The organism is Devosia sp. Leaf64 (assembly GCF_001421945.1).
Lineage (GTDB): Bacteria > Pseudomonadota > Alphaproteobacteria > Rhizobiales > Devosiaceae > Devosia.
The window spans coordinates 34,146-57,803 of sequence record NZ_LMLO01000016.1 but is presented as its reverse complement, the minus strand read 5'-3'; the positions used below and the strand labels follow the sequence as shown (position 1 = coordinate 57,803).

At 58.9% G+C, this 23,658-nt stretch carries 24 protein-coding genes; 9 read left to right on the top strand and 15 right to left on the bottom strand.

Annotation, left to right across the window (positions count from 1 at the left end; all coding sequences use genetic code 11):
* Positions 1-15: 15 nt before the first annotated feature.
* Together ASE94_RS08695 and ASE94_RS08690 are read right to left on the bottom strand one after the other, a co-directional pair.
* Complete coding sequence (locus ASE94_RS08695; RefSeq protein WP_082461106.1) at positions 16-558, bottom strand: nucleoside deaminase; 543 nt, start codon at positions 556-558, stop codon at positions 16-18.
* 238 nt (positions 559-796) lie between these two features.
* Positions 797-1,426: a TetR/AcrR family transcriptional regulator gene (locus ASE94_RS08690; protein ID WP_156352081.1), complete on the bottom strand. Its 630-nt coding sequence runs from the start codon at positions 1,424-1,426 to the stop codon at positions 797-799.
* A 131-nt stretch (positions 1,427-1,557) separates the two neighbouring features.
* Between ASE94_RS08690 and ASE94_RS08685 the strand changes: the two genes are divergently transcribed.
* The 5 genes from ASE94_RS08685 to ASE94_RS08665 all read left to right on the top strand — a co-directional run bounded on the left by ASE94_RS08685 (position 1,558) and on the right by ASE94_RS08665 (position 6,209).
* Positions 1,558-2,451 (top strand): NAD(P)/FAD-dependent oxidoreductase, encoded by an 894-nt coding sequence (locus tag ASE94_RS08685; protein WP_062630083.1) that lies wholly within the window; start codon positions 1,558-1,560, stop codon positions 2,449-2,451.
* 8 nt (positions 2,452-2,459) lie between these two features.
* The gene (locus ASE94_RS08680) at positions 2,460-3,368 is read left to right on the top strand and encodes an alpha/beta fold hydrolase (protein WP_062630082.1); all 909 of its coding nucleotides are present in this window, start codon (positions 2,460-2,462) and stop codon (positions 3,366-3,368) included.
* A 73-nt stretch (positions 3,369-3,441) separates the two neighbouring features.
* Entirely contained in the window at positions 3,442-3,984 is a 543-nt protein-coding gene (locus ASE94_RS08675) for a cytochrome b/b6 domain-containing protein (protein WP_062630081.1), read from the top strand.
* A 62-nt stretch (positions 3,985-4,046) separates the two neighbouring features.
* Positions 4,047-4,862: an oxidoreductase gene (locus ASE94_RS08670; RefSeq protein ID WP_062630080.1), complete on the top strand. Its 816-nt coding sequence runs from the start codon at positions 4,047-4,049 to the stop codon at positions 4,860-4,862.
* 192 nt (positions 4,863-5,054) lie between these two features.
* On the top strand, positions 5,055-6,209 hold the full coding sequence (locus tag ASE94_RS08665) for an alpha/beta hydrolase (RefSeq protein ID WP_062630079.1): 1,155 nt from the start codon (positions 5,055-5,057) through the stop codon (positions 6,207-6,209).
* A 487-nt stretch (positions 6,210-6,696) separates the two neighbouring features.
* On the opposite strand, the gene ASE94_RS08660 is transcribed toward ASE94_RS08665, so the two are convergent.
* The 7 genes from ASE94_RS08660 to ASE94_RS20950 form a co-directional block, all read right to left on the bottom strand.
* A complete protein-coding gene (locus ASE94_RS08660) occupies positions 6,697-7,998 on the bottom strand; it encodes a glycoside hydrolase family 130 protein (RefSeq protein ID WP_062630078.1) in 1,302 nt (433 codons plus the stop codon).
* Positions 7,949-10,297 (bottom strand): glycosyltransferase family 4 protein, encoded by a 2,349-nt coding sequence (locus tag ASE94_RS08655; protein WP_062630077.1) that lies wholly within the window; start codon positions 10,295-10,297, stop codon positions 7,949-7,951. Before ASE94_RS08655 ends, ASE94_RS08660 begins: the two co-directional genes overlap by 50 nt.
* Positions 10,294-11,223, bottom strand: coding sequence for a class I mannose-6-phosphate isomerase (locus tag ASE94_RS08650; protein WP_062630076.1), 930 nt, complete (start codon positions 11,221-11,223; stop codon positions 10,294-10,296). The genes ASE94_RS08655 and ASE94_RS08650 overlap by 4 nt, the downstream gene beginning before the upstream one ends.
* A complete protein-coding gene (locus ASE94_RS21580) occupies positions 11,220-11,345 on the bottom strand; it encodes a hypothetical protein (RefSeq protein WP_280137172.1) in 126 nt (41 codons plus the stop codon). The genes ASE94_RS08650 and ASE94_RS21580 overlap by 4 nt, the downstream gene beginning before the upstream one ends.
* Positions 11,346-12,271: 926 nt before the next feature.
* The gene (locus tag ASE94_RS20960; protein ID WP_156352079.1) at positions 12,272-12,475 is read right to left on the bottom strand and encodes a hypothetical protein; all 204 of its coding nucleotides are present in this window, start codon (positions 12,473-12,475) and stop codon (positions 12,272-12,274) included.
* A 1,001-nt stretch (positions 12,476-13,476) separates the two neighbouring features.
* Positions 13,477-13,713, bottom strand: coding sequence for a hypothetical protein (locus ASE94_RS20955; protein ID WP_156352078.1), 237 nt, complete (start codon positions 13,711-13,713; stop codon positions 13,477-13,479).
* Positions 13,714-13,827: 114 nt separating this feature from the next.
* On the bottom strand, positions 13,828-13,971 hold the full coding sequence (locus tag ASE94_RS20950; RefSeq protein ID WP_156352077.1) for a hypothetical protein: 144 nt from the start codon (positions 13,969-13,971) through the stop codon (positions 13,828-13,830).
* Between ASE94_RS20950 and ASE94_RS08640 the strand changes: the two genes are divergently transcribed.
* Positions 13,970-14,449, top strand: coding sequence for a hypothetical protein (locus ASE94_RS08640; RefSeq protein ID WP_062630074.1), 480 nt, complete (start codon positions 13,970-13,972; stop codon positions 14,447-14,449). The genes ASE94_RS20950 and ASE94_RS08640 overlap by 2 nt on opposite strands.
* A 526-nt stretch (positions 14,450-14,975) precedes the next feature.
* On the opposite strand, the gene ASE94_RS08635 is transcribed toward ASE94_RS08640, so the two are convergent.
* From ASE94_RS08635 to ASE94_RS08620, 4 genes are all read right to left on the bottom strand, one after another.
* Positions 14,976-15,209: a hypothetical protein gene (locus ASE94_RS08635; RefSeq protein ID WP_156352076.1), complete on the bottom strand. Its 234-nt coding sequence runs from the start codon at positions 15,207-15,209 to the stop codon at positions 14,976-14,978.
* A 123-nt stretch (positions 15,210-15,332) separates the two neighbouring features.
* Positions 15,333-15,593, bottom strand: coding sequence for a hypothetical protein (locus ASE94_RS08630; protein ID WP_156352075.1), 261 nt, complete (start codon positions 15,591-15,593; stop codon positions 15,333-15,335).
* A 394-nt stretch (positions 15,594-15,987) separates the two neighbouring features.
* Complete coding sequence (locus ASE94_RS08625; protein ID WP_280137171.1) at positions 15,988-17,493, bottom strand: GMC oxidoreductase; 1,506 nt, start codon at positions 17,491-17,493, stop codon at positions 15,988-15,990.
* Positions 17,494-17,553: 60 nt separating this feature from the next.
* On the bottom strand, positions 17,554-18,288 hold the full coding sequence (locus tag ASE94_RS08620; protein WP_082461104.1) for a response regulator transcription factor: 735 nt from the start codon (positions 18,286-18,288) through the stop codon (positions 17,554-17,556).
* Positions 18,289-18,454: 166 nt separating this feature from the next.
* Between ASE94_RS08620 and ASE94_RS08615 the strand changes: the two genes are divergently transcribed.
* From ASE94_RS08615 to ASE94_RS08605, 3 genes are read left to right on the top strand one after another with little or no spacing between them, the layout of a single operon-like run.
* A complete protein-coding gene (locus ASE94_RS08615; protein ID WP_062630069.1) occupies positions 18,455-19,549 on the top strand; it encodes a WecB/TagA/CpsF family glycosyltransferase in 1,095 nt (364 codons plus the stop codon).
* A gap of 26 nt (positions 19,550-19,575) precedes the next feature.
* Positions 19,576-20,493 (top strand): glycosyltransferase family 2 protein, encoded by a 918-nt coding sequence (locus tag ASE94_RS08610; protein ID WP_162236070.1) that lies wholly within the window; start codon positions 19,576-19,578, stop codon positions 20,491-20,493.
* 24 nt (positions 20,494-20,517) lie between these two features.
* Entirely contained in the window at positions 20,518-21,456 is a 939-nt protein-coding gene (locus ASE94_RS08605; RefSeq protein ID WP_082461103.1) for a glycosyltransferase family 2 protein, read from the top strand.
* Here ASE94_RS08605 and ASE94_RS08600 read toward each other — a convergent pair.
* Together ASE94_RS08600 and ASE94_RS08595 are read right to left on the bottom strand one after the other, a co-directional pair.
* A complete protein-coding gene (locus tag ASE94_RS08600; protein ID WP_062630067.1) occupies positions 21,439-22,320 on the bottom strand; it encodes a glycosyltransferase in 882 nt (293 codons plus the stop codon). The two genes, ASE94_RS08605 and ASE94_RS08600, sit on opposite strands and share 18 nt — an antisense overlap.
* Positions 22,317-23,654, bottom strand: a complete 1,338-nt coding sequence (locus ASE94_RS08595; RefSeq protein ID WP_156352073.1) for a hypothetical protein — start codon at positions 23,652-23,654, stop codon at positions 22,317-22,319. The genes ASE94_RS08600 and ASE94_RS08595 overlap by 4 nt, the downstream gene beginning before the upstream one ends.
* Positions 23,655-23,658: the final 4 nt, after the last annotated feature.

Here is a 23,658-nt window from a genome sequence, read left to right as displayed (position 1 = left end):
TTAGCCACCCGGTCCTCACTCATCACCATCCTTATAAAGGGGCAGCAGCTCATCCTCGAAAAGGCCACCGATCGCTTCGAACGGTTCGCCTGCCGCTTGAAAGTCGCCCAGCTTCAGGTTTGGGAAGACAAAGTATTTGCCGGCGACCTTCTCCTGTGTCGCGCCGAAAATAACCCTTTTGATCCCTGCGAAACGCATGGCCGAAAGGCACATCTCGCAGGGTTGCAGTGTTGAAATCATCACGCAGGAGGAAAGGTCGGTCGTGCCCATGGATTTGGCAGCCTCGGTGAGCGCAACCATTTCGGCGTGCTTGGTTGGATCTGACTGCAGCCGAACCTCGTTCTCGCCGCGGCCTACCACCTGACCATTGAGAACGATGGCCGCAGCAATGCCCGCTTTGCCACTTTGTACGCGGGCTTCAAGCGCACGATCAACAGCTTCCCGCATCCAAGCATTCTCTGCGTTCGAGATCGTCTGCCTAAACCGGGCGCTGTCCGATGCAGAGTTACCGTCTTCGATATGGTGGGCTGAACGAGAGGGATCAGATCCGAAAGGCATTGGCAACTCCGACAGTGTCAGAGCGAAATCCGCTACGGCGATATGGGTTGCCTAGTGTGGGCAAGATGCAGCTTAGGCAACACGAGTATCGAAGTCGGCCATGGTTGTGTCCGGAAACGACCCCATCTCTGCCGCTCACAACAAAAGCGTCACTTCCCGAAAGCTGCCGCGCCTCGAAGTCAAACCTTTTGCCTCAAGAGGTGCACTGGGGATGGCTTCAAGACGATCGTAAACTCTCTCAAACGGTGTGGGCGGCCAAAAACATTGTCACCGCCGACTGGCAATAGGCTTCGACCTCGTTGTCGTCTTCCGCTTTCGCCCTGTCAAAGCGTGCGATCATGAGGAGATCGGATCCCTTGAGTAGCGCCGCAAACAAACGAGCGGATTGGTGTGGATCAGGCACTTTCAAAAGCGATTTTGCGTGCAATCGCTCAAGCAATGTCTGGACCTGGCTGATGATACTGGCAGGGCCGGCTTCGAAGTGAAGCTTGCTCAAGGTCTCCTTGTTCGTCTTGTCCGCAAGGATCATGGCTTCAACGTTGATGACTTCCGGGTTCAGAAGCGTTCGAAGGAGAGAGCGGGCTACCGTCGTCAACTGTTCCTCGGCAGAGCCGCCCGCCTCTTCAAAGCGCAAATTTGGCGTGAGTTGATGGCAGCGGGCGGAAATGGCAGCGCTGAAGAGCGCTTCCTTGTTTTCGAAGTGCCGATAGATGCTGAGCTTGGATATCTTGGCGTGCTGGGCAACCGCATCCAATGTCGTCGCATGAAACCCCAATTCACCGAACAAGTCGACGGCGGCATCAACGATCGTCTGGCCAAGGGCCTCGTTGGCAGGCCGACCGCGCCGGCCCCGATTGTGTACGTCCACGAAAATTCCGATACTTGACGGTATTGCAATTCTGCGATTACGATACCACCTAGTGTTGTAATTATGCAAGGCGGATAGCGGGCGTAAAAATCGCCGTCCGTTGCGCTGATCTACCGTTCGGAGTTGGTACCATGAATGACGTCGTAATTATCGGCGGGAGCTTTGCCGGGCTTGCCGCGGCCCTGCAACTCGGTCGTGCTCGCCGGAATGTAGTCGTCCTCGATACGGGCAAGCCTCGCAATCGTTTTGCCAGTCATTCGCACGGCGTGCTCGGGCACGATCATAAGCCGCCTCTGCAGATTCTGAGTGAGGCCAGAGAACAACTGCGGCGATATCCAACGATCAAGTTGATCAGTACCTCGGCCGTTAGCACCTCCGGGGCCAAGGACGACTTCACCGTTCTGACGAGCGATGGCGAAGGGATGGCTGCGCGGCGTCTGATCCTCAGCTACGGCGTCATAGACCTTATGCCCGCGGTAGCCGGCTTTGCCGAAGCCTGGGGCACGTCGATTGTGCCCTGTCCATATTGCGACGGTTATGAAGTCGCCGGACAGCATTGGGGCCTCGTCTGGTCAGGCCCCCAAGCACTCAATTACGTCAGGCTGTACCACGACTGGACCGACACGCTGACGGTCTTCTCGGATGGCCATGATATCCCGGGCGATGTGCGGGCGGATCTGGCGCAACGCAACGTGTCGGTTGTCGATGGACGCATCACCGAAATCCAGCGCCATGGAGGCCACCATGCCACCGTCAAGCTGGATACCGGTCTTGATGTCGTTGTCGATATCCTGTTCGCGCACCCGCGCAACAAGCCATCCGCAGGCCTTCACGATGCCCTTGGCCTTGAAACAATGAAGACGCCGCTTGGCATTGCTCTGAAGGTAGACGAGCGCCGCGAGACCAGCATGCCCGGGATTTATGCTGCCGGCGATCTCGCAAATCCCGCCATGTCCTCTGTCACCACGTCCATATCACAAGGCGCGACAGCGGGAATCTCGGCCCAGCAGTCGATGCTGGCCTGAGAACAGAAATGGCGTTCCGACATGTCACTTTCAAATTGCCACATGGAACCTTTCACGCGCTGCAAGGTGGCGATCCCGATGGTCAGCCGACGCTTGTCCTGCACGGCTTCCCTGACCATCCGCCGACCGCGAAGGCCTTTCTTGCCGAGCTCGGCCGTCGGGGTCGTCACGTGCTCGCGCCGTGGCTGCGCGGGTACGCGCCTTCCCCAACTTCGGGGCCATTCGACTTCGCGGCTCTGACCAGCGACGTTATCGCGCTGATCGACAGCTGGACTCCGGGGCGACCCGTCGAACTGATCGGCCACGATTGGGGCGCCCTGATCACATATGACACCTGCGTCACCGCGCCGGACCGAATCGAGCGCGCGGTTACGATGGCCATGACTCATCCACTCACGTTCATGCAGCAGTTGATACGCCCCGCGCAGTTGCGACGGAGCTGGTATATGGCGCTCTTCCAGCTGCCAGGGAGTGGGTGGATAGCCAACGCCCGCGATCTCGCCCTGATAGACCGGCTATGGCGAAAATGGTCGCCGGGCCTTCAGCTCGATACGGCTCAGAAGGCGGAGCTCCATGAACACCTGCGGGCAAGCATGCCCGCGCCGCTGAAGTATTACAGGGCAATGATGCGACCGGGCATGTTGGGTGCGACGCGCCGCATGTCCCAGCCGATCACGGTACCCCTGCTGCACCTTCATGGCGCCAACGATGACTGCATCCTCCCGCCGCAGGTTGACGACGGATTTCGCTTTGCTGCCCCGCACGCGATGAAGATTATCCCCGGCGTCGGGCACTTCCTGCACATCGAAGCCCCCCAGGGGATTGCCGAACGCATTGCGGACTGGGCCGCGCCGTTTCCGATCCGGTCCGAGCAAAAGGCCTTCGGCGCTGACGGCCAGGGTATTGGTGATCCATAAACGGCGTGTCCGCGTCCTGCGTACATAGCCCCTATATCCGACAACTTGTTGCGATTGCCCAAAAGGAACGCTTATGCCTCTCAAGAGCAACGCCGATCGATACGGCAGTGTGGCAATCGCCATTCATTGGGGTACGGCCGTGCTGATCATAGCCCTCTTTGTCACTGGACTGCAGGCGGCCTCACAGACGAACGAGGCAACGAAGATCACCCTGCTCCGCGCTCACATCCCGTTGGTTATCGGCGTGCTGGTACTGACGGCGCTTCGGATCGTCTGGCGCCTTCTGGCTGATCGCGGTCCGAACCCACCTCCTGATGAACCGGCCTGGCGAAGACGTCTGGCCCAGGTGGTGCATGTTGGCCTCTATGTGGTTGTGATCATCGCCGCCGCCAGCGGTATCGCCGTCGTTGTGATTTCCGGCGCCCTGCCATCCATCATAGGCGGCACGTCGTTGCCCGAACTGGCTATCGGTCTGCCCCGCGCGATGCATGGCATAGTGCCGCGCTTGATGCTCGCTCTACTGGCACTCCACGTCGGCGCAGCCCTTTATCACCAGTTTGTCCTGCGCGATCGCCTTCTTGCCCGCATGGGGCTTGGACGGCATCGCAACGCGTAACAGCCTTACCAACGGACCTTTTCGTCCCCCAACGGCACCTTTCATCCTTTAACAGGTGACACATGACTACAACCAATCGCGGCGTTGCCATCGTGACCGGCGCATCCTCCGGCATAGGGTTTTCTTCCTCCAAGTTTCTACGCGATGCGGGATATAAGGTATTCGGCACCAGCCGGCGCCCGCCTGCATCCACCGCGGACGGCATCATGACGCTTGCCCTCGATGTGACGGACGATCATTCCGTGGCGACATTGGTCGATCGGGTGATGACCGAGGCTGGCCGCATCGATGTGGTGGTCAACAATGCCGGTGTCGGCCTGCTGGGTGCCGCAGAAGAGTCTTCGACAGCCCAGGCCCAGGCCTTATTCGACGTGAATGTTTTTGGAGTCATGCGCCTGACAAGGGCGGTGCTGCCCATCATGCGGAGCCAGAGGCAAGGGAGGATCGTCAACGTAAGTTCTGTGTTGGGCCTGATACCCGCTCCATTCTCCGCAATCTACGCATCGACCAAACATGCCGTTGAAGGCTATTCGGAATCATTGGACCACGAGCTCCGCCCCTTTGGTGTTCGTGTAGTCGTGGTCGAGCCCGCATATACGCAGACGGCATTCGATGAAAACCTCATAAAGCCGGACAGCTTGCTGGAGATTTATGACGCCGCACGCGCGGGGGCTGGCGAGATTTCAAGGAAAGCGGTCGAAAATGGTGATGACCCGCAAGTGGTCGCCAAGACAATCGTCGAGGCTTCGACAGCACACTCTCCGAAAGGACGCTACACTGCCGGAAAAATGGCGCGACAGGTGAGCCTGCTGCGTCGGTTCGTCCCCGCAGCCGCCTTTGACAAAAGTTTGCGCAAGCAAAACGGATTGCCGGTCTGACGATCGCGGCACAGTGTGAGCGACTGTTATCGCTAGCAAAAATCTGAGAGCTGACAGGCCGCTTTCCACCCCGGAGTTGCGGATCAGGAATTGACCCATCTCGGTACTTGGGCCATTGGCCTTAGCCAGGCGACGCAACGAAAGCCCTAGGCAAAGATTGGTGATCGGGCGTATCGCCCAGGGACACCTCCAATGCCGTTGATGATTGTCGTTCGCTTCCTGCTATCGCTTGTGTCGCTGGCTATCCTGGCGGGATCGATTTACCTCTTAGCCGAGTGGTATGACGGCACGATCTATGTGATTAAAACCGATGGCGAGATGGTTCGCCATCGCGAGTTGTGGATGCTGATGGTGGGAGCGGCCCTATTTGCCTTTTCGCTGATGGGCCGCTTCGTCATGGTGCCGATGCTCGCCAGGGGCGATACGGACCCGACCAAGCCCGAGCGCGGCGATGGCGTGACGATCTTAAGCCCCACGGGCGCGGGGCTTTACGTCGAGAGCATGGGGGCGCCTAATCTGCCGACAATCGTCCTGACCCACGGCTGGGCGATGGACAGCACGATCTGGTACTACGCAAGGCGGGATTTGCTGGCAGACTTTCGGGTGGTGCGCTGGGACCTTCCGGGTCTCGGCAGGTCAAAGGCAGCATCGGGTGACGGTATCGATCTGGAGGCCTTTGCGAAGGATCTGGCCGCGGTGGTGGAATGGACCGGTACACAACAGGTGGTGCTCGTCGGTCATAGCATCGGTGGCATGACCATCCAGACGCTGGCTCGCGACATGCCGGAATTCTTCAACACGAGGATCGCGGGCGCGGTGTTGCTTAATACGACCTATACCAATCCACTCAAGACCATGATCCTCAGCCGGCTGGCGCAGGCGATCCGCTGGCCGCTGCTGGAACCGGTCATGCGGTTGTTAATCGTTTTGCAACCGCTCGTCTGGCTAGGGGCGTGGCAGAGCTATTTCAGCGGCTCGGCGCATCTGTCCAATCGTCTGGGCTTCGGCAAATATGTAACGCGTAGCCAGCTTGAACATACGACGCTTCTGTCCACGCGCAATCCGCCCGGCAATATCATGCGCGGTAACCTCGCAATGTTCCGTTGGGACGCGACGGGTGCCCTGGCTAAGGTATCTCCGCCAGTGCTCGTCGTCGGTGGCGAAGTCGATATCGTCACCAAGCCAAACGCCGGCGTGGTCATTGCTACCTCGGCGCCACTGGCGCGATACCTGGCAGTTGAGGGCGTCAATCACATGGGATTTCTGGAACTGTCCGCAGTTTATGACAGGGAGATTGCCCAGTTCGCCAAGCTGTGCTTGGGCAACGCTGGCGATAAGGCTCTCTGAGAGGATGGGTGGAGCAGCGCTCACACTTACAAATTGATGATGCTGATGGAGCCATGTCGGACAAACCGAAGTATTGCGCTTAAGTTGCTATGCGGTTCAGGGTACGCTCAGGGCAAAGCTCGGACCGAGACAAAAATGAAGGAATACCGAGAAGCGTCGCGGCCGTTGCGCGTGTTGACGTTGCATTAGTTAAGATGGCCCCTAAAGAACCGTCCGCTTGTTCGACCATTAGCTAGCAAAGCAGAATGTCTGAAAAGCACCCCTTGTCCTGCCCGTGCCATCCCTCGATCCCGAATGGACAACGAGGAGGCGGCCCAAAGTAGACGGGCTGCTACCGGGCTGACCTCCCCTCTCAGCGGATATCCGCGATGTGCGAACATTGATCAGTGGGACAACGCCGATGCAAATTGTGTGAAGCGGATGCTGACCCCAATCTCACGTCAGCAAGGCAAATGGTCGCCCCACGGCCTTGTCCATATCCACCATGTCAGGCCACCGGCTCCATGGCCTCCAGCAACGACCTAATCTTGATAGTGGCAAAGTTTGAGTAGGTGTCGGACACCGCGTAGGGGAGGATGATGCGGCTGCCGTGGCGGATGGCGCCGCAGGTATAGACCACGTTCGGCACATAGCCCTCGCGCTGCGAGACGTCGGGATGCACTAGAGGCTCGCGCGACCGAGCCAGCACCTTGCCGGGATCGTGCTTGTCGAGCAGCGCAGCGCCGATCGAGTAGCGGCGAACCGGGCCAACGCCATGGGTGAACAGCAGCCATCCCTCCTTGAGCTCGATCGGTGATCCGCAGTTGCCGATCTGCACGAATTCCCACGGCCAGAGGGGCTTGAGGATAGGCTTGCCGCCATTCCAGGTGATCAGGTCGTCAGAATAGATGAGATAGAGATTCTCGTTGTCCTGCCGGCCGATCATCGCATAGCGGCCGTCGATCTTGCGTGGGAAGAGCGCCATGCCTTTGTTCACCGCCGCACTGCCCTTGAGCGGGGTCATGCGGAAGGAAAGGAAATCCTTGGTCTCGATCAGCTCCGATCGGATGCCGGCGCTGCTATAGGCCGTATAAGTGGCGTAGTACGTGCTCCGATCGCCATCTTCGAAAAGCACGAAGCGCGCATCTTCGATACCGTTCGACTGTGCCGCGGTGACCGGGAACAGCACGCGTTCGCTAATGTCTCCAGTATCAAACGATACCTCCACCGGCTGGTCGATCGCCGGGTCGAAATCCTTCGGAAGTTTGGAGGTGGCGGCGAGGCGGGCAGTGGGGTCGATGGAAACGCTGCCATCCTCGGTGATGGTGCCTGCGCGAAAGGTGAGGGAGGAGACGTGTCCCTCTCCCACCGCACGCAGGCTCAGGATGAACCGCAAGCCGCCCGGGGGGGCAAGCCCCTGGTCCGGGTGGGGCACGATGCTTGGATTGAACAGGGCCGAGGCCTCGAAGGAATATTCGTTGAGGAAGTAAGCCCCGGCCAATTGGCTCTGCGCTTTGGTAAAGCTCGGATGGTCGAACAGCGCCGCCTCCATTTCGGCGGCGCGTAGCTCGAAGGTGCGCAACAGGTTGCGATGCCGCCCCTCAAAATTCTCCAGCACATCGGCAAGCTGGCGCGTCACAGTCTCTTCATCAAGGGCCAGTACCCGATCAACGATGTGGTTAGCGCGCGTTTTTTCGGAAGGCTTGAGGTCTTTGGGCTCCGTTGTCGGTTTGAACGGGCGAACGACGACACGGGTCGGATCAGGCCTGAGGTAAAGGGCCTGGCGGTTCAGGAAATTTGCTTGCGACAAGACGGCCTCGAAATTTGGGTTGGGGAAGCAGGGTCAGCCGAGGCTTGTCGACCGCCAGTCTGGATGGGCTGGGTGCGAGGGCCAAGCGATCGAACTGCTGCATGTCAAGCAGGCCCAGCAGATAGGACAGGACAGATTCTGCACCGCGGTTCTCGTTTGGCCGATCTGGATGCAGGCCGTCGCGGCAACTTCCCGTCGTGGTGTCGACCAGCGAAACACCCAGATCGTTGCTGCCTGTAAACCAGGCGAAGGCGCGGTTGGCTTCGCTCCGCCAACGCGTATCCGTCGTCACGCGCCAGGCAGCAAGGCAGGCCGCGATACTGGCAGATGCCTCGAGAGGCTGTTGATCGAAGGCGCGCGGCGGCTGACGAACATCGCCGAACCCGGTGCTGCCGACAGGACGGAAATCTCCGGCCGAGCTTGTCTGTCGTGCCATCAGCCAATCCAGCGTTCGCAGGCCCGTCTGGGCGTAGTCCGGCTGTCCGGTCTCACGCCCGGTCAGGATCAGGGCTTCGCAAAAGCGCGCATTGTCATAGGCAAGGCCTTCCTCGAACCAGATCCAGTCCGGGCTCTCGACCTGGGTGAGGAGCGCGCAGAGCCGGTCTGCAAGGATGCGGCGCAGACCAAGGGCGAAACCGTCCTCCGGCCGGACCTCGCAATAGCCGTTGAGGCCAAGCAGTGCGAAGGCCCAGGAACGGGGGGACCCGAAGTTTTCTACCCCTGGCAAAGCCCGTTCGAAAAGTTCGGCGGCCCAATGGCTACGGGAGGACTGGCGTTGGCCGCGGGCCGTAAGGCCGAGGGCCCAAAGCGTGCGCCCGTGACTGTCCTCAGACCCTTGCGGCTCTAGCCAGCGCCGGTCATAGCCCATGAAGTTTCGGAACCGGCCCGTGTCCGAATTGAAGGCATGCTGGACAAAGGACGCGTAGGCCGAAGTCATCCGTTCAGGAATGCTGTCACGGCCCTCGCTCGCCAGTGTGCTGGCCAGGAGAAGCGCCCGCGCATTGTCGTCGACACAGTAGCCGTGCAGCCGATCAGGCACGTCATGGATGGCGTGCTGAATAAGCCCCGTATCATCGCTCATGATTTCGAGGTGGTTGAAACGCAAGGCAGGCAGGGTCGGATTGGTGCTGCGCAGGGGCGACTGCTTGCGCTCCGCAGCTCTAGCCCGATCAAACAAGGTGACATAGCGGGCGGCCACATGGTCCCACGTCATATGCCGGCTATCGGCATAGGCCCGCTGCCGCATCGCTTGGCGGCGAGGCTCATCCGTCAGTAGCGCAGAGATGGTCTGGCCCGTCGCCTCCGCGTCACCGAAAGGGACCAGTAGGCCATGGCCGTGGTCGAGCAATTCGACCGCGTGCCAATAGGGAGTGGAGACGACCGCGTTTCCAAGTCCGAAGCTGTAGGCCAGCGTGCCTGACGTCATCTGCGCCTTGTTGAGGTACGGCGTAACGTAGACATCGCACATGGCGATGTATTGCAGCAGTGTTGGTCGATCGACGAACTTGTCGAGAAAGACGACGTGATCGTGCAAACCCAGTTCGTCCACCCGTGACTGCAGGCTATACCGGTAACTTTCTCCGTGATCGCGCACGAGGTTGGGGTGCGTTGCCCCAAGAACCACATAAACAGCACCGGGATGGCTTTTCAGGACCATCGACATGGCATCGATCATGACCTCGATGCCCTTGTTGGGCGATAACAGGCCAAAGGTGAGGATCACCGTCTTGTCGAAAAAGCCGAGACTTGCCTTGGCAGCTTCCGGTCCGACAAAAGGGTAATTGGGGATGCCATGCGGGATGACCTCGACTTTTCCGCGAGGCGCGTCATAGGTATCGAGCAGCAGGCTGCGCCCCTTTTCGGCCATCACCACAACGCGCGAGGATAGCGCAAGGATGCGATCGAGGACCCGACGCTGGGCCGGCTCGGGATCGGCGAGCACGGTGTGCAGCGTGGTCACGACCGGGATGGTCACTCGCTCAAGCAGGTCCAGGATGTGGCTGCCAGCTTCGCCCCCGAAAATCCCGAACTCATGCTGCAGGCTCATCACGTCATAGCCGCCCTTGTTGATGAATTCGGATGCTCGAACATAGTCCTCCAGGCGATTTTGCTGCACCTCGAAGCCGACCACCTTGGGATAGCTGTATTGCCGCCCCGGGTCCGTCAGGGCGACAATCGTTGTCTCGAGGGGTAGGGCCGTGGCAGCCACCGCCTGCTGTAGATCGGTGGTGAAAGTGGCAATGCCGCACTGCCGCGGCAGGGAATTGCCGACAAATGCGATGCATTTAAGGCGGGTCATGGGGAATTCTCCTCGAGCTCGGCGCCCACAACCAGGGACGGACCGGGATAGGCGAACAGCACCACGCAGGGTACAGCGCCAGTGGCAAGGATAGTGCTCGTCGCGCAAAGGTAGGCCGCTTGCGCAATATCCAGATGCACGTCATCAACGCCGACGCTGCCGGCCACGGCAAGGATCCAACCTTCTCGATTAACGGTTAGCCGGTACCGTGAGAAAGGCGGAAGATTTAAGCGTTCGAGCACAAAGGCGTCGGAGACGACCAACACCGTTCTTATCGTGTCGAGTGCCAGAATCGGCGCCTGATCAGGCAGCGGTCCGGCATCAGCGATAGCCAAGGCATGATCGAGATGCAGTTCGCGCTGCCGCCCGAAGTCGAAGAGCCTGAAGGTGGCATCGCTGCGTTGCTGGATCTCGGCGATCACAATGCCCGGCCCGATGGCGTGTATGGTGCCAGCCGGCACGTTGACCACATCGCCGGCGACGACTTCGCGCCAGGCGATCAGATTGGCAATGGATCCGTCGAGCACTGCGGCGCGCAACTCCGGTTGACTGAGCCTTGTGGTCAGCCCGATGGCAACGCGGCTGCCCGGGCGGGCAGAAAGCACATACCAAGCCTCGGACTTGCCGTTCGGCAGCCCAAGCGCGCGGGCGAAATCGTCGTCCGGGTGTACCTGGACCGAGAGGATTTGTTCGGTGAAAAGGAGCTTGAGCAGCAAGTCTGACTGGTCTGGCGCGCCGCCGGCCGGGTCGAACCAGAGTTCGCCGATCGGCTCTCCGGGTGCGATGACGCTGACGTTCCAAGGGTGCAGGCTTTGCGCACCCCAGGGCTTGCCAACCGCCCTGATGGCCGCTCGCTGCGCGGCCTGGACCCGGGCGCGAGGACGATGCGGGCCGACTGATGCTGCCGGCTCCGCGTCAGGACTCAAAGCTTGCCCTTACGGGCCATAACGCCGGTCACCGTACCCTTGTCCGCCGCCGGTTCGGCGACGGGCTTGATGGCCTTGGGCTTCTTGGCTTCACGATTGCCGTTCTTGCGATTACTGGACATGGGATCATCCTTTTTTGAGGTGCGGCATTAGCGCCGCTAGTTGAATAGGCCTGGTGGTAGGCTTGCGATGGTCAGCAACACGATTGGGGTGTCATAGGCGTCGATTGCGACGTCTACTTCCTTGGGAAAAGGCGACCACTCCGGCGTGAATGGGGCCGAGCCGTTCTGCCCTCGAGATTGCCGCTTCGTGCGTCTTGCACGATTTGACCACGTCTGCGACGAGCCTGCTCCCCTTGAGCCTGAGGCCTTGAACCAAATAGTGTGTTGCTATTTCGTTCTTTTACTGAACCCAATGTTCCTTGGCGAGCGTGGGGGCGAAGTCAAACGTTCAGAGAGTGCGGTAGCGAAGACGCGTCCGATGACCTCGTGCCATCGGTTTCATAGTCTCACGGACCTATGAGACGATCGGTTTAGAAAAATCAGGCGCACACGATGCGTCCGCCCCCAGCAATTGAATAAGAGAGGGACTTGCGGTCGGTCGTACACTGTGGCGCATCTACCGATAAACCTTTGTGCGCTCTAATTGTTCATATAGCAAATGGCTTCGTATGTCCGGCCCGAACTTGCTCTGCACACCTGCATCTGGATAGGCAGACATGGATTGATTTAACGAAACCACACGAGTGAACCGGAAACCCACACGCCCTGAGAGGGGCGTTTACCTCGGACCGCCTCCGCTAATCCTATGTTACTGTGCTCAGGATTAGCTGTTTGAACATCGTCCTGTCGGGTATAGCCAGCGGGTTCTTCGACACCCTTTCAAAGGCGCGAAGACGATCGAACAAACTGCTTCTCGGAACTCTCGGATCGACGTCCCTATCGACAAGCGGCTCGTCGCCACCTGACCGTTACCGACCCCATTGCGGCCACCTGCGGCCAGCACGATCTACGTCTGCTGCTGCCCGCACCTGCCGGGACTTAGACGGCTACGTTGGCTGATCTTGGCGACCGCCTCCTGCCTTATTGCCTTGATCGTCAATGTTGTCGTCGTCCTGTCCACTGTCACCAGTTTCTACGGGAGCAGGTTTTTGCTTGTGGTTCGGGTCGGGTGGCGTCTCGCCCATCGGGGGGACAGGCGTCGTATCTGCATCGCTGCCAGGTTCAACATCTATAGGTCTTTTGTTGGTCATCGCGGCTCTCCTTCAAAGAAGGGCAGCGGATAGCTATGGGAATGGTTCCCATGAGTAACGGTTCTATCGCAATTGCCTACACGGTTGGTCATCCTCGAACGGTTTTGGAGCTGCAGCGACCCGCGAGCTGAACAGGCCGATAGCCACGATATTATGATGATCTCCCGAGACAATTAGGAGAAGCATGGGGGGTGTGATACAAGGCAGGTCAGGAGAGCTGCGTTTAACGCGCTGCCAAACTATCATGGAAATAGTCATCACCTACCTCGCACCGCAAACGGGCGGGCATTCTGGCTCGGCGGGAAAGCAGTCCGAAATGCACTTCGAGTGCCTTGGCGACCTGCGAAAATGGGTTCTTGCGAACATCCCCCAAGAGCAGCGAGCACGAATAAAGGTCTGGATTGACGATCTCAGGATCAGCGGCTCAAAGCGGGATGAACTGTTCAAGCCAGTTCGGTATATTTGGATAAACCCGGAATGTTCGTTCTAGTCCGAACTGCCAGCGCCGGCCTCTAATGCAGACTGCAATCTATGGCGTAGCTGCGATGGACCCGGCCGCATGCTAAATCACTGCGCGCCGGGTGTTGGCTCTATTGCTTCTGCTTGCGCCGGTCGGCGTTGTCGTTCTGAACCCCAAAGACTCGGGCTGGTAGCCCGCAAGGGTCGTTTGAAGATGTATCGGTATGCGGTCTTTTGAGTTCTTCTCTGAGTTGCCGGATCAGGGCAGATCCCTCAATTCGTTCGGTAGAATACCTTTCGGTTCTCAAAACGCTTTTCACGTCCGTCACAGTTCTGCACGAACTGTGTCAGTGCTCGATCCATCCCAAAGTCTGGCTCGTTCACGTCATGCAATCGCTCTTATCTCGATAGGGCAAACCAGCCGTGAAGGCTATTATCCAACATAAAACTACCGCGACAGAGTTGATGGTCCCACCCCGTTAACCCAGTCCTCGGTTGGATGAACAGCAACAGGCACCTGAAGGCGTATATACTCCGATCCGTCAGAGCTGGCTGTAAAGCGTGGTCACTCGTCGTTGGCCAATCGCATCTAGCCCTGTAACTCGGGCACGACGCCGTCGGACGTTGCCGATCTCATGCAGATCCTCGTTCAATGCCTTCATGGCTGCGGCCTTTGGGCTATGCGCAAAGACCAGACAGACATCGGATTGCTGTGAACGCCCTTCTGGGTCGGTGTTAAACGACTCGACTTGAAATTGCTGCAGCGGCGCTTCGGTCATAAGGGCTCCAGGGGAGTATGATATCACTTAAAGCAAGGCTCGTCTGTAGCTACCAGTCACCGACAAAAGAAGCACACCAGCGCTCTGTGGATTCGCCTCCGGACACGAAGATAGTCAACGCCTTCGATCCTTTTTAACTTTCAGCCCGAATGGTATCTCGTGGCGGTCACCATCCTCTGAAGGCATGTTCAGCTTGCGCGCTGGCAGCTTCAGTAGGAAGCATTGCCCGACCACATCCTCGTCACGGAACTCGTCCATGAAGCGCATCCTAGCCCTGTTCATTTTTCTGCCAATGCCGGCGATGGCGAACTGCGTACCGCCGTGGCAGACGCATTTCTCCTGCTACATTCCGGAGCAGAACGCTCACGCGGAGTTCTGCCGCATCGCCGACACCAACTTACATCCGGGCAAAAAGGAAGGCTACTATTCCTATGTGGTCGGCGCTGAGCCAGCTGAACTCTATTTCGAGACCGACACGATCGGTTTCTCGGTCAAGGACACGAATATCGACCATCCGACTGACCTGACCATGTCAATGGGCTACATGCGGAACGACTGGGTCTATGCGTTTGTGATTACGGAAGACGAGCGAATTGGCGGTGACATTCGGGATGCCGAGGTGCGCGTTTATGGTTCGTCCGATGACTTTTTCAACGACAAGAAGGATGTGGAACAAGCCCGTCTATATTGCGAGTCAGGATCGATCATCGCTAACCAGGACATGATCGCTCCATAGCAACCTGTTTGTCGGACATCGACCGATGGCGAACATTCAGGCATTTCGATCACGGACTGACAGCACCTCCTCTCCCGAACCGGGCGGTCCCCGCAAGCCTGGGGTCGCTAAAGCGCTTCGGCGCGAGAGTTGGGGCGAAGAATGCTGGCCGTTTCTGGACGTAGGCGATCTTCGTTTCCTCCGCTCATCGGCAGGCGTTTCCAGAATTGTCGGTAGTCGAAAATGCATTTCGCGCATCGCAGGAGAGCAGATGGTCGGCGAGTGGCGCCGACCCCACCTCGACCCATACTTTGCAGAAAAAGTTGGCGCCCAAAGAACGGTGATGCGATCACCGATCCGTCTAGACTGGTGATCTTCGCGCCCTCCGCAAACACCCGTGCAAATCAGCGCACAATACAAAATCCATGAACGAGAATTTGAAAGAACGCCGAGTGGATTTCCGCAAAACTAAACCCAAGCGGTCGGATGATTTATTCACCACGCGGCCTGTGCACGCCTCGTCCGAGTTGATCCAACAGGTGACGGTCTAGTGCACGGTACCGAGGTTTGCGGAAAACTTGAGCGTCAGGATGATGACTCCTTCAAGATCAGTCACTGTCATCGTCCATTCTTCGCCCTTCCAATTTGAATCCAATTCACTCATCATGGTGGAGGTGATGGCGATGGCATGCATGCGCGCCTCTGCGTTTCCAGACAAGTCGGTACCGTCGAGATCGATTATCGCGCGACTGTTCATAATATGGAAAAAATAGCGAGACATTGACTCCTCCTTAGGGCGGGAGCACCAGTGTCTCTCAAGCATTGCAAGCCGAACGTTGCAACGACGCTATTAAAGTAGCATGCTTCACTCCACATTAGAAGCAAAAGCTCGTTGGCGATGACGTTACCACACTGTTAGCACGCCGGCCTCTACAAGGCTGGTTACGTTGTAATTGCGGCCTTCCTTGTCGGAGTCACCGTTCAGCCAGCCGCCCTGGCGCAATTGCTCATAGGAAAGGTGCAGTTCGTAGCGATGATCGGGGTGTCCAGAAATGGACGTGCTGACCCAACCCGAATACTGCCCGGGAGCAAGGTGAACATCAGCGAAAATGTGAATCTCGTCCTCGGCGACGAAAAAGATGTTTTGCCTAAACCGTTGCGCCATGATCGTCGCCTCCCCGGCGACGTCGGGGAGTTGGAAACACTTACAAAGCAAGTGCGCGAAGGCCTTTAGCCGGGTGCGGCCTGGACATACGCCAACGCCTCCCCGACTTTAGGGTAGCGGAACACGTGTGGCAGTGTCCAAGCCGCGCTTTGTAGGGGTTTCCATGCCCCAGCCCATATTCAAGGGCTAACTAACGATACTATGCTGAGGAATTAAATCAATATATAAATGCATCTCTGAACTAATTCAGTCGGCTTCGCTCTGAAGGATTTGAACGAAAAAATGCGCTCTCTGCGCAAGTTTATCTGCTGATCCAAATTCGACAAACTACCGGATTGAAATTAAAATATTCGCGTAATCATTGTGCACGCGACTGATTGTGCAATGGAGCCAGTTAGAACTTGGTTGCGAGGTAATCGCCGAGGCGATGAGCCATACGCATAAGCGTAAACGTGGGGTTGGCGCTGCCGGCGCGCGGAAATACGGAAGCGCTCAAGACACTCAGATTGCTGACGTCATGGCACGTCAGGTCGCCAGACACTGTGGAGGAGGCCTTGTCCCATCCCATACGGGTTGTGCCGGACGGGTGATAGTAGTCGATGCTGGTGTCAACAAGACGGCTGCAGGAATCGGTTATCGATGGAAGAAAAGCGAGGCTAGCAACCTTATCCCAGCCACTGCGGCTCCAGAATTGTGCTAGGCGCTCGACGCTGACGCGCAGTGTTTTTTCGTCTTCGGCCTTGGGCTCCCAGTCGATGCTGGCAAGGGGTATTCCATGCCTGTCTTTGTCCTTCGAAAGCGTAATGGCGTTGTCCCAGTGCGGCGCTTGCTCGGCGCAGATCTCAACATTGAAATCGACGCTGGCCGGAACGAGGAGGCGCTTGCGCATATAGCGCCAAACAAGCGATTGAAAAATGAGACTACTATGCCCGGACAGGGCCAGCAGCTCGGTTGTATCCATCTGCCCCTGTTGGAGGTTGCGGGCAATTTTCTTTATCGAACCAAGCGCACTGCCATCCATATCCATTGAGACATAGGCAAAGGCGCTCGCTACGCCGCATTCGGCCTGCGTTTGCGGCGAGAGTTCAAGGTGCAAAGAGCGGCGGACGGAATTGGCGAAGCGATAGCCAAGAAGTTTATTGCTTTCTCCGACGTGATGTCTAACCACCTTCGCCGACTTGAGATTAAGGTGATCCTGAAAATATCGCCCTAAAGCTTTGGATCCTAACAGCCCCTGGCCGGGCTGACGTTGCATCCACAGCAAAAGGCGCGTCGATTCAACCGCCCCTGCCGCGATGACGAAGCGCTGGGCGCGAACGGTGATCTCGCGTCCCGAGCAGTGTCTGGCAGTGACTTTGTCAAGGCGACCATCCGCGGCGGCAAAGGCAAAGCCGGTCACCGTGGCATTCGACCAGATCGTGACGTGCCGATTTGAAATGACCTGCCGGTGAAGACGCTTTGCAAGGTTGAGATTGGAAAAGGCCGGCCACTTGGCCCAGCGTATCCGAAAGTCAGGATCGATGTCGGTCTGTCCATAGAGATCGGCTTCGTAGCTCGAATGATCGAGCAATAGCAGCGTCTCAATCTCTGCCGTGTACCGGTCGAGCTCACTGATCGGAAAGGGCCATCCTTCGCTGTCTAGATGAGGCCGCGCTCGTGCTTCCTCGAGTGCAATGGGAATGGTTCGGCCACCCCAGCGCCGCGACGTGCCTCCGATTCCCCGGCATCGACTGCGCAGTGCCCCCGTCCACCTTCCGTTGACGTTGTCGATACGGTTGAGGATTTCAGCCTCGCCATCGACCACCGTGTCCCCGCTCTCGAGCAGCAGTACCCGGATCCCCTTCAAGGCAAGACTATGCGCCAAGGTGAGGCCAGCCATGCCGGCTCCGATGATGCACACGGGCGCTTCGGCCGTGAACGAATTTGGTTGGGCTTGGGCCAGGTCTTTGACGGCCACCTCTTAGCCCAGAATACGCGAAAGAGGTGTTGGCTGACTATCCCTGAAAAATGCCGCAGCCTCGGTCCGGTTGTGGGCGCCGAGCTTGGTGATGATGTTATGAAGATGTATCTTCACGGTGAACTCAGACAGATACAGCTGGGCTGCGATGGTCTTGTTCTGAAGGCCACGGGAGACCAGTTCGAGAATTTGCAGTTCGCGACGGGTAAGCTGGGTGAGTTGCAGCCCGTCAAGCTGAATTATCTCTCTCGCAAGGAGGGGGGGCGGGGCTTGGGCCTCCACAGAAAGCATCTCCCTTGGAAAGTACTGTCCGCCTCTTAGCATGAACGAGACAATCGCCACGAACTCATGGGCTTTGGAACGGAGCGGCACGAGGCCCTGCAAAATCTTTGACGAGGCGACAATTTCGCGCGTCTGAAGCCCTGCGTCAGCAATGTCCGTCTGCAAAAGACCGATCAGTGCCAGTGGGTGAAACCGACGGATCTGTGGTGCGGAGCGCTCGGCGGGTTGCACAGCGTCCGGATGGAGCAGGATCAGAGAAACGGTCTCAGGAAACGTGTTGCAAGCCGTGGCAACATTATCGACTTCATGGAGGACAGCCCAAGGTAGTTCGCGTTCAAGCCCGAAGCGTAGCCTCTCAGGGATTGTGCCCCTCGGAGCGACGACAACAATGGCGCGTTGCCGCTTTCCGGAAACAGCCATTCGAGACGTATGAATATATGGGCTTGAGATGGGCATAAACGCGCTCCGGGTCCAAAATTCAGTATCGATTTGCGTTCGAACGATACCACTTTAAGTACCGGAGAGAGTGCCTTAGCTTGAATAGCTACATTGGCCTATGTGGAAGCAAACAACACTGGGGTAGGACCGGTTGCATTAACTTCTGATCTAGGTTGCGCCAACCATGTCCCTCCATCATTCAACATTCGGCGTTCTTGGTATACCAGTCGATGAATTCGGCATTGATCAAGTCATCCGTGAAATTGACAAGGCTGTTTTCAGTCACAGAAAAATCCTGATCTCAACAATTAACGCCAATTTTCTTGCCAATAGCGCAATCAGCAAGCGATTCCGGCTGTCGCTCTTACGCAGTGATGTGTGCACCGTCGATGGTATTGGCATGTTGCTGATGTGCCGGCTGGCCTTCGTTCGCAAGATCTCGCGAGTTTCTGGCGCCGACGTGATGGAACAGTTGCTCAGCCGGGATCACACCGACATTGGCCGGCCTCTTCGTATCTTCTTTTTCGGCGGCAATGGCGAGATCGCCAACCGTGCCCGCCACATCGTCAACAAGACTCCATCGTCGACCATCTGCTGTGTTGGATCGCTCAATCCCGGCTTTGGCTCGATGGATGACATCAGCAGCCCCGACTTCCTCAGGATCATCAACGACGCCCACGCCGATTTCCTGATCGTATCGCTGGGTGCCGAGCGCGGACAGGAGTGGCTGCTGCGCAATCGAGCGGAGCTCAACGTGGCGGTGTCGGCCCATCTGGGGGCGGCGGTCAATTTCGTGGCGGGTTCGATCACTCGCGCGCCGCGCGGCTGGCAAAGGCTCGGATTTGAATGGCTCTGGCGGATCCGGCAGGAGCCATTGCTGGCCAAGCGTTATTATCGCGATGCTCTGATCCTGTTGCGTCTCCTGATGCGCGATGCGATGCCGCTGGCCTTGGGTCAAATGCGCGATCGCATGTTGCTGGCGATCTGGCCTCGGCCGGTCCGGGTGGAAGTCGAAAGCGAACGTCAGCGCGTCACCATCCGGGTTTCCGGCGCTGCAATCGACTCCGCAGAAATGTTCGACAAGTTCTTTGCCCAGGCGCTGAACGAGCAGCGGGACGTCATGCTTGATTGCCGGCGGTTGACGGCCATCGATGCTGCCAGCGTCGGGGCGATCATGCGCCTCGAGCGCGATCTCGAGGAACGCGGTTTCCATCTCCTCATTAAGCAGGCGCCGCGACGGCTCGGGCGTGGGCCCGATCTGACCAGGGCCGTCGCGTGATGGGGGCCGAGGCAAATGATAGCCGCGTGGCCCCTTGTCCTCGCATCAGCGTCGTCATTCCCCATCTCAATGAACCCGACAATCTCAGGCGATGTCTCGATGCCCTTTATCGCCCTGGCGCGGGCGCACCAAGTTTTGAGGTAATCGTCGCCGACAACGGCTCGGTCGTGCCGCCTTTTGCCGTCTGCGCCACCTATCCAAAAACCCGTCTCGTCCTCGAACCGCATCCTGGGCCTGGGCCGGCGCGCAACACTGCGGCGAGCCTGGCGCGCGGCGACGTGATCTGCTTCATCGATGCGGACTGTTTCGTCGAGCCCGATTATCTGACCATCTGCGCGGCTTTTTTTGACACCCATCCCGGTTGCGATTTTGTCGGGGGCAGCGTCGGGATAGCGCCGAGCCAGCCCTCCCGGCTGATCCCGGCCGAGGCCTATGAAGCCGCCTTCGCCTACCGCACCGAAATGTTCGTACGCCGTCAGGGCTTTGCCGCAACCGCCAATATGGCTGTACGACGTGAGGTTTTCAGGGTCGTCGGGCATTTTGCCGGGATTGCGCGCCACGAGGATCGCGTCTGGGGCCAGAGGGCCGTCTCCATGGGCTTTGAACTTGACTATCTTCCCGCTGCCCGCGTGCTTACTCCAGGAAGCCTCAATTTTTTCGAGCTGAGCGAACGGATCGAGCGCCATGTCGCGCATGACTTTGCCGAACTCGGCCCTGGTTGGGTGGCTAGCCTCAAATGGTTTGTGCGGGCCGGCATGGTGCTGGTCTCGCCCCCGCTCGGCATCGCCGAGATCATCCGCTGCGCCCAGATCGACGGCCCCTGGCTGCAGCTGCAGGTCTTTGCCTATCTCTGCCGCGCTCGGGCTTATCGCGCCTGGCTCATGATGGCCGCACTTGCCAGCAACAAGTCCGGACACCTGCTGGCACGCTGGAACCGATCCTAAACCCTCGACTGCGAGAAACGACAAATGCAGGACACCGAGCTCGACGTCGTGATTGTAACCTACAACAGCGCCTCGGTGCTGAAAGGGCTGCTCGACACATTGTGGATTGCGCTCGCAGACCTGCCCAATGCCAGGGTGATCGTAGCGGATAATGACTCGCGCGATGACTCTGCCGGGATCGCGCGGGATCATGCGATCGGGGCGTCCGTCGTCTCGGTGGGATACAATGCGGGTTACTCCGCCGGCATCAATGCGGCGGTGGCAGCGTTTGGGCGCAGCGGGCCTTTATTGCTGCTCAATGCCGATATTCGCCTGCGTCCCGATTGCATTAGCCGAATGTTGGCCGAACTCGCGCGCCCAGAAGTGGGCGTGGTCGTGCCCAAGACGCTGCACGACGATGGAACGCTGAGCTATTCCATTCGGCGCGAGCCCTCGTTGCTAACCGCCTGGAGCGAGGCGCTTGTCGGGGGCGGATTGGCAGGCCGATTGGGGCTCGGTGAAATCAGCCGTCGGGCGGAAGACTATGCGCAGAACCGCGCTATTGTCGCTGCGAGTGGCGCGATCATGCTGGTGTCGTCTTCCGCGCGGGTCGGTGTCGGCCCCTGGGACGAGCGCTATTTTCTCTATAGCGAGGAAGTCGACTACCAAAGGCGCGCGCGGGACGGGGGGTTCGAGATCCGGCTCGCAGCCAATGCCGTGTGCACCCATGCCGGGGGGGAATCCAACTCCGATGCCACGCTCTTTGCGCTGTTGACGGCAAATCGCCTGCGCTATTTCCGAAGATATCATGGGAGCCTTGAGACCCTGCTGTTCCGGCTAGCAGTGACGACTGGCGCGGGGCTTCGCTACCTGTTCGGACCGACGCATCGAGCGGCGTTCAAGGCGGCTTGGATGACAACGGCCGAGGTGGCGCGGCTGGTGCCTTCGCCACGTGCAGCGGCAGCGCTACTGAAAGAACTTTAGAAAATTTCGCCGGCGCCAGAGGTTCTTGGCGCGGTCGATGCCCTGTGGCCCGAGGGTCCATAGGATTGTGTGCTTGGCCGTTGCCCGCACTGTTTCGGTCATGGTGCGGACGGGAACGCGGACAAACCGCTCGCGCAGCAACTCGCCCAGTGCGGGATCGGCTGCGGTTTCGAGCGCAACGAAGTTCGAGCGGTATTTTCCGGGCGCGACACGCCGGCCGCGGACGCGATTGCTGACATTGTCGCCATGGATGACCTGCAGCCAGCCTGGTGATCCGTCGACGCTCATGAAGGGCATGTGGCGCGAAAGCGCGTTGTGCGGATGGGCCCAGCAGGTGATCGGTTCGTGCCATGGCTCGCTGACGCTGCAGAAGGCGTTCTGCCGGTCGCGATTGAGGAAGACGCGACTGCCATTGAGAACGAGGCCATTGGCAAGGAAAATGGCGCAGCGCGGATGACTGGGGCGAACGGCCTTGATCCGTGCAACGAAGTCGAGCGCGAGGCCATCGTCATTGTCGAGATTGGTGGAGATCAACCGCTGCCGCGGCGTCAGATGCGCGGCAATGTCGGCGTGTTTTTCCGCAAAGCTCACCTCTTCGCGAAAGATGGGATGAAAACGGACATAGCGCTGCCAGGTTTCGATCTTGCGCATGAGCCAGGCGGGACTGTGGGGATCGAAATAGACGATCCAGGCAAAGTCCTGGTCGGTTTGCGCGGCGACCGAGGGCAGGCAGTAGCGCTCGAAAAGGTCGACGCGCTTGTGGAGCCAGTTTTCGGCACTGCGGACATAGCTCTCATAGCCTTTCGAGGGCAGGTTGAAGCGGGTGAAAAACACATAGGCCGGCGTGTCCAGGGCTTGGGTCATGACAGCTTCTCCGCTCGGACAAGATGAGCAATGGCGGCGCCGCCACGCAGGCGGATATGTTCGACGACAGGGACTGAGGTAACCGATGCCAGCCAGCCGCCGGCGCCGAGAAGAAACAAGAACAAGAGATAAGCGGCGCCCCAGAAATGGACGGTCCAGCCGACGAGGAAAAAGCTGGCGATGACGATGAGGTAGGCCACTCGGTAGAGCGCAACACGTCGGTCGGGCTGGTGGGCGGACGTGGTGATCGCGAGAGTAACGGCAGGCAGCGACATCATGAGAAAGCCGCCAGGAATGCCGTGCCGGATGGCGACGGTCATCCAGAACATGTCGATGCTGTCGCTCATCCAGACAGGCCGCACCCATTGGCCGAAGCCGATGCCGAAGAGCGGATGGGCCAGCACCGAGGCCGAACCGAATTCCCAGATCAGCAGCCGGAGCCAGGCGGTTTCGCGGTCGAGCGAAAAGCGGGCGATGTAGAACTGGGGCACCGATTGGGTGGAGCCGAGTTCGATGGCAAGGAAAGTGGCGGCGAAGATGCCGCCGAGCAGCATCCAGTTGTGCGGAATGCGGGACGTGGTTTTGGCCCAGCCGATCAGCGCGACCTGAAAGGCCATCATCGCCAGCGCACCCGACGAAATGGAGAGAAACGCGGTGGCGGCGACCAGCACGGTGCCGAGGCCGCGCCGCCAGATGCTGTGGGTGTCGCCGAGGACCAGATAGACCAGGGCAAGCGTCGATCCTGTGCAGACGCCGAAGAGGATGGGGTGCTCATAGACGCTTTGCACGCGCTTCAATCCCCAGCGGAGGCCATCGTAGGACACGGCGACGGTAGGCAGGATAGAGCCGAAGAAATCCATGGGCAGATTGGTGCCGGTGAGGGCTTCGACGATGGCGAGGGGCAGCAGCGCGATGACGCAGAAAAACAGCACGCGCACAACGGCCAGAAAATCGTCGGCTGTGCGGACATAGCAGCGGGCGAGGAAATAGGACCCGGCGGTTTCAACCGCGACCATGCCGCCGCTCTCGAGCCCGGAGGTCCAGCCCTCGACGACGGCGAGGCTGAGGCAAATCCAGGCGCAGAGCGCGAGCAGCAGGAAATCAACGAGATTGCGCTGTCCCGCCTCGCCCCGCGCCCATTTGAGAAGGCACGGCACCGTGACCACCAGAAGCACGAGGCGCGGCAGGGTAATGCCGAAGGAGCCGAGCTCGACGCTCCAGGGCACGACGAGGCCGATCAGAAAGATCAGCACTGGCGCCGCAGGCCACTGCGCCACCCGGCGCACCTGCGCCGTTCTCATCGATATCGGGGCACGGGCTGCAATTGCGGTCATTGGC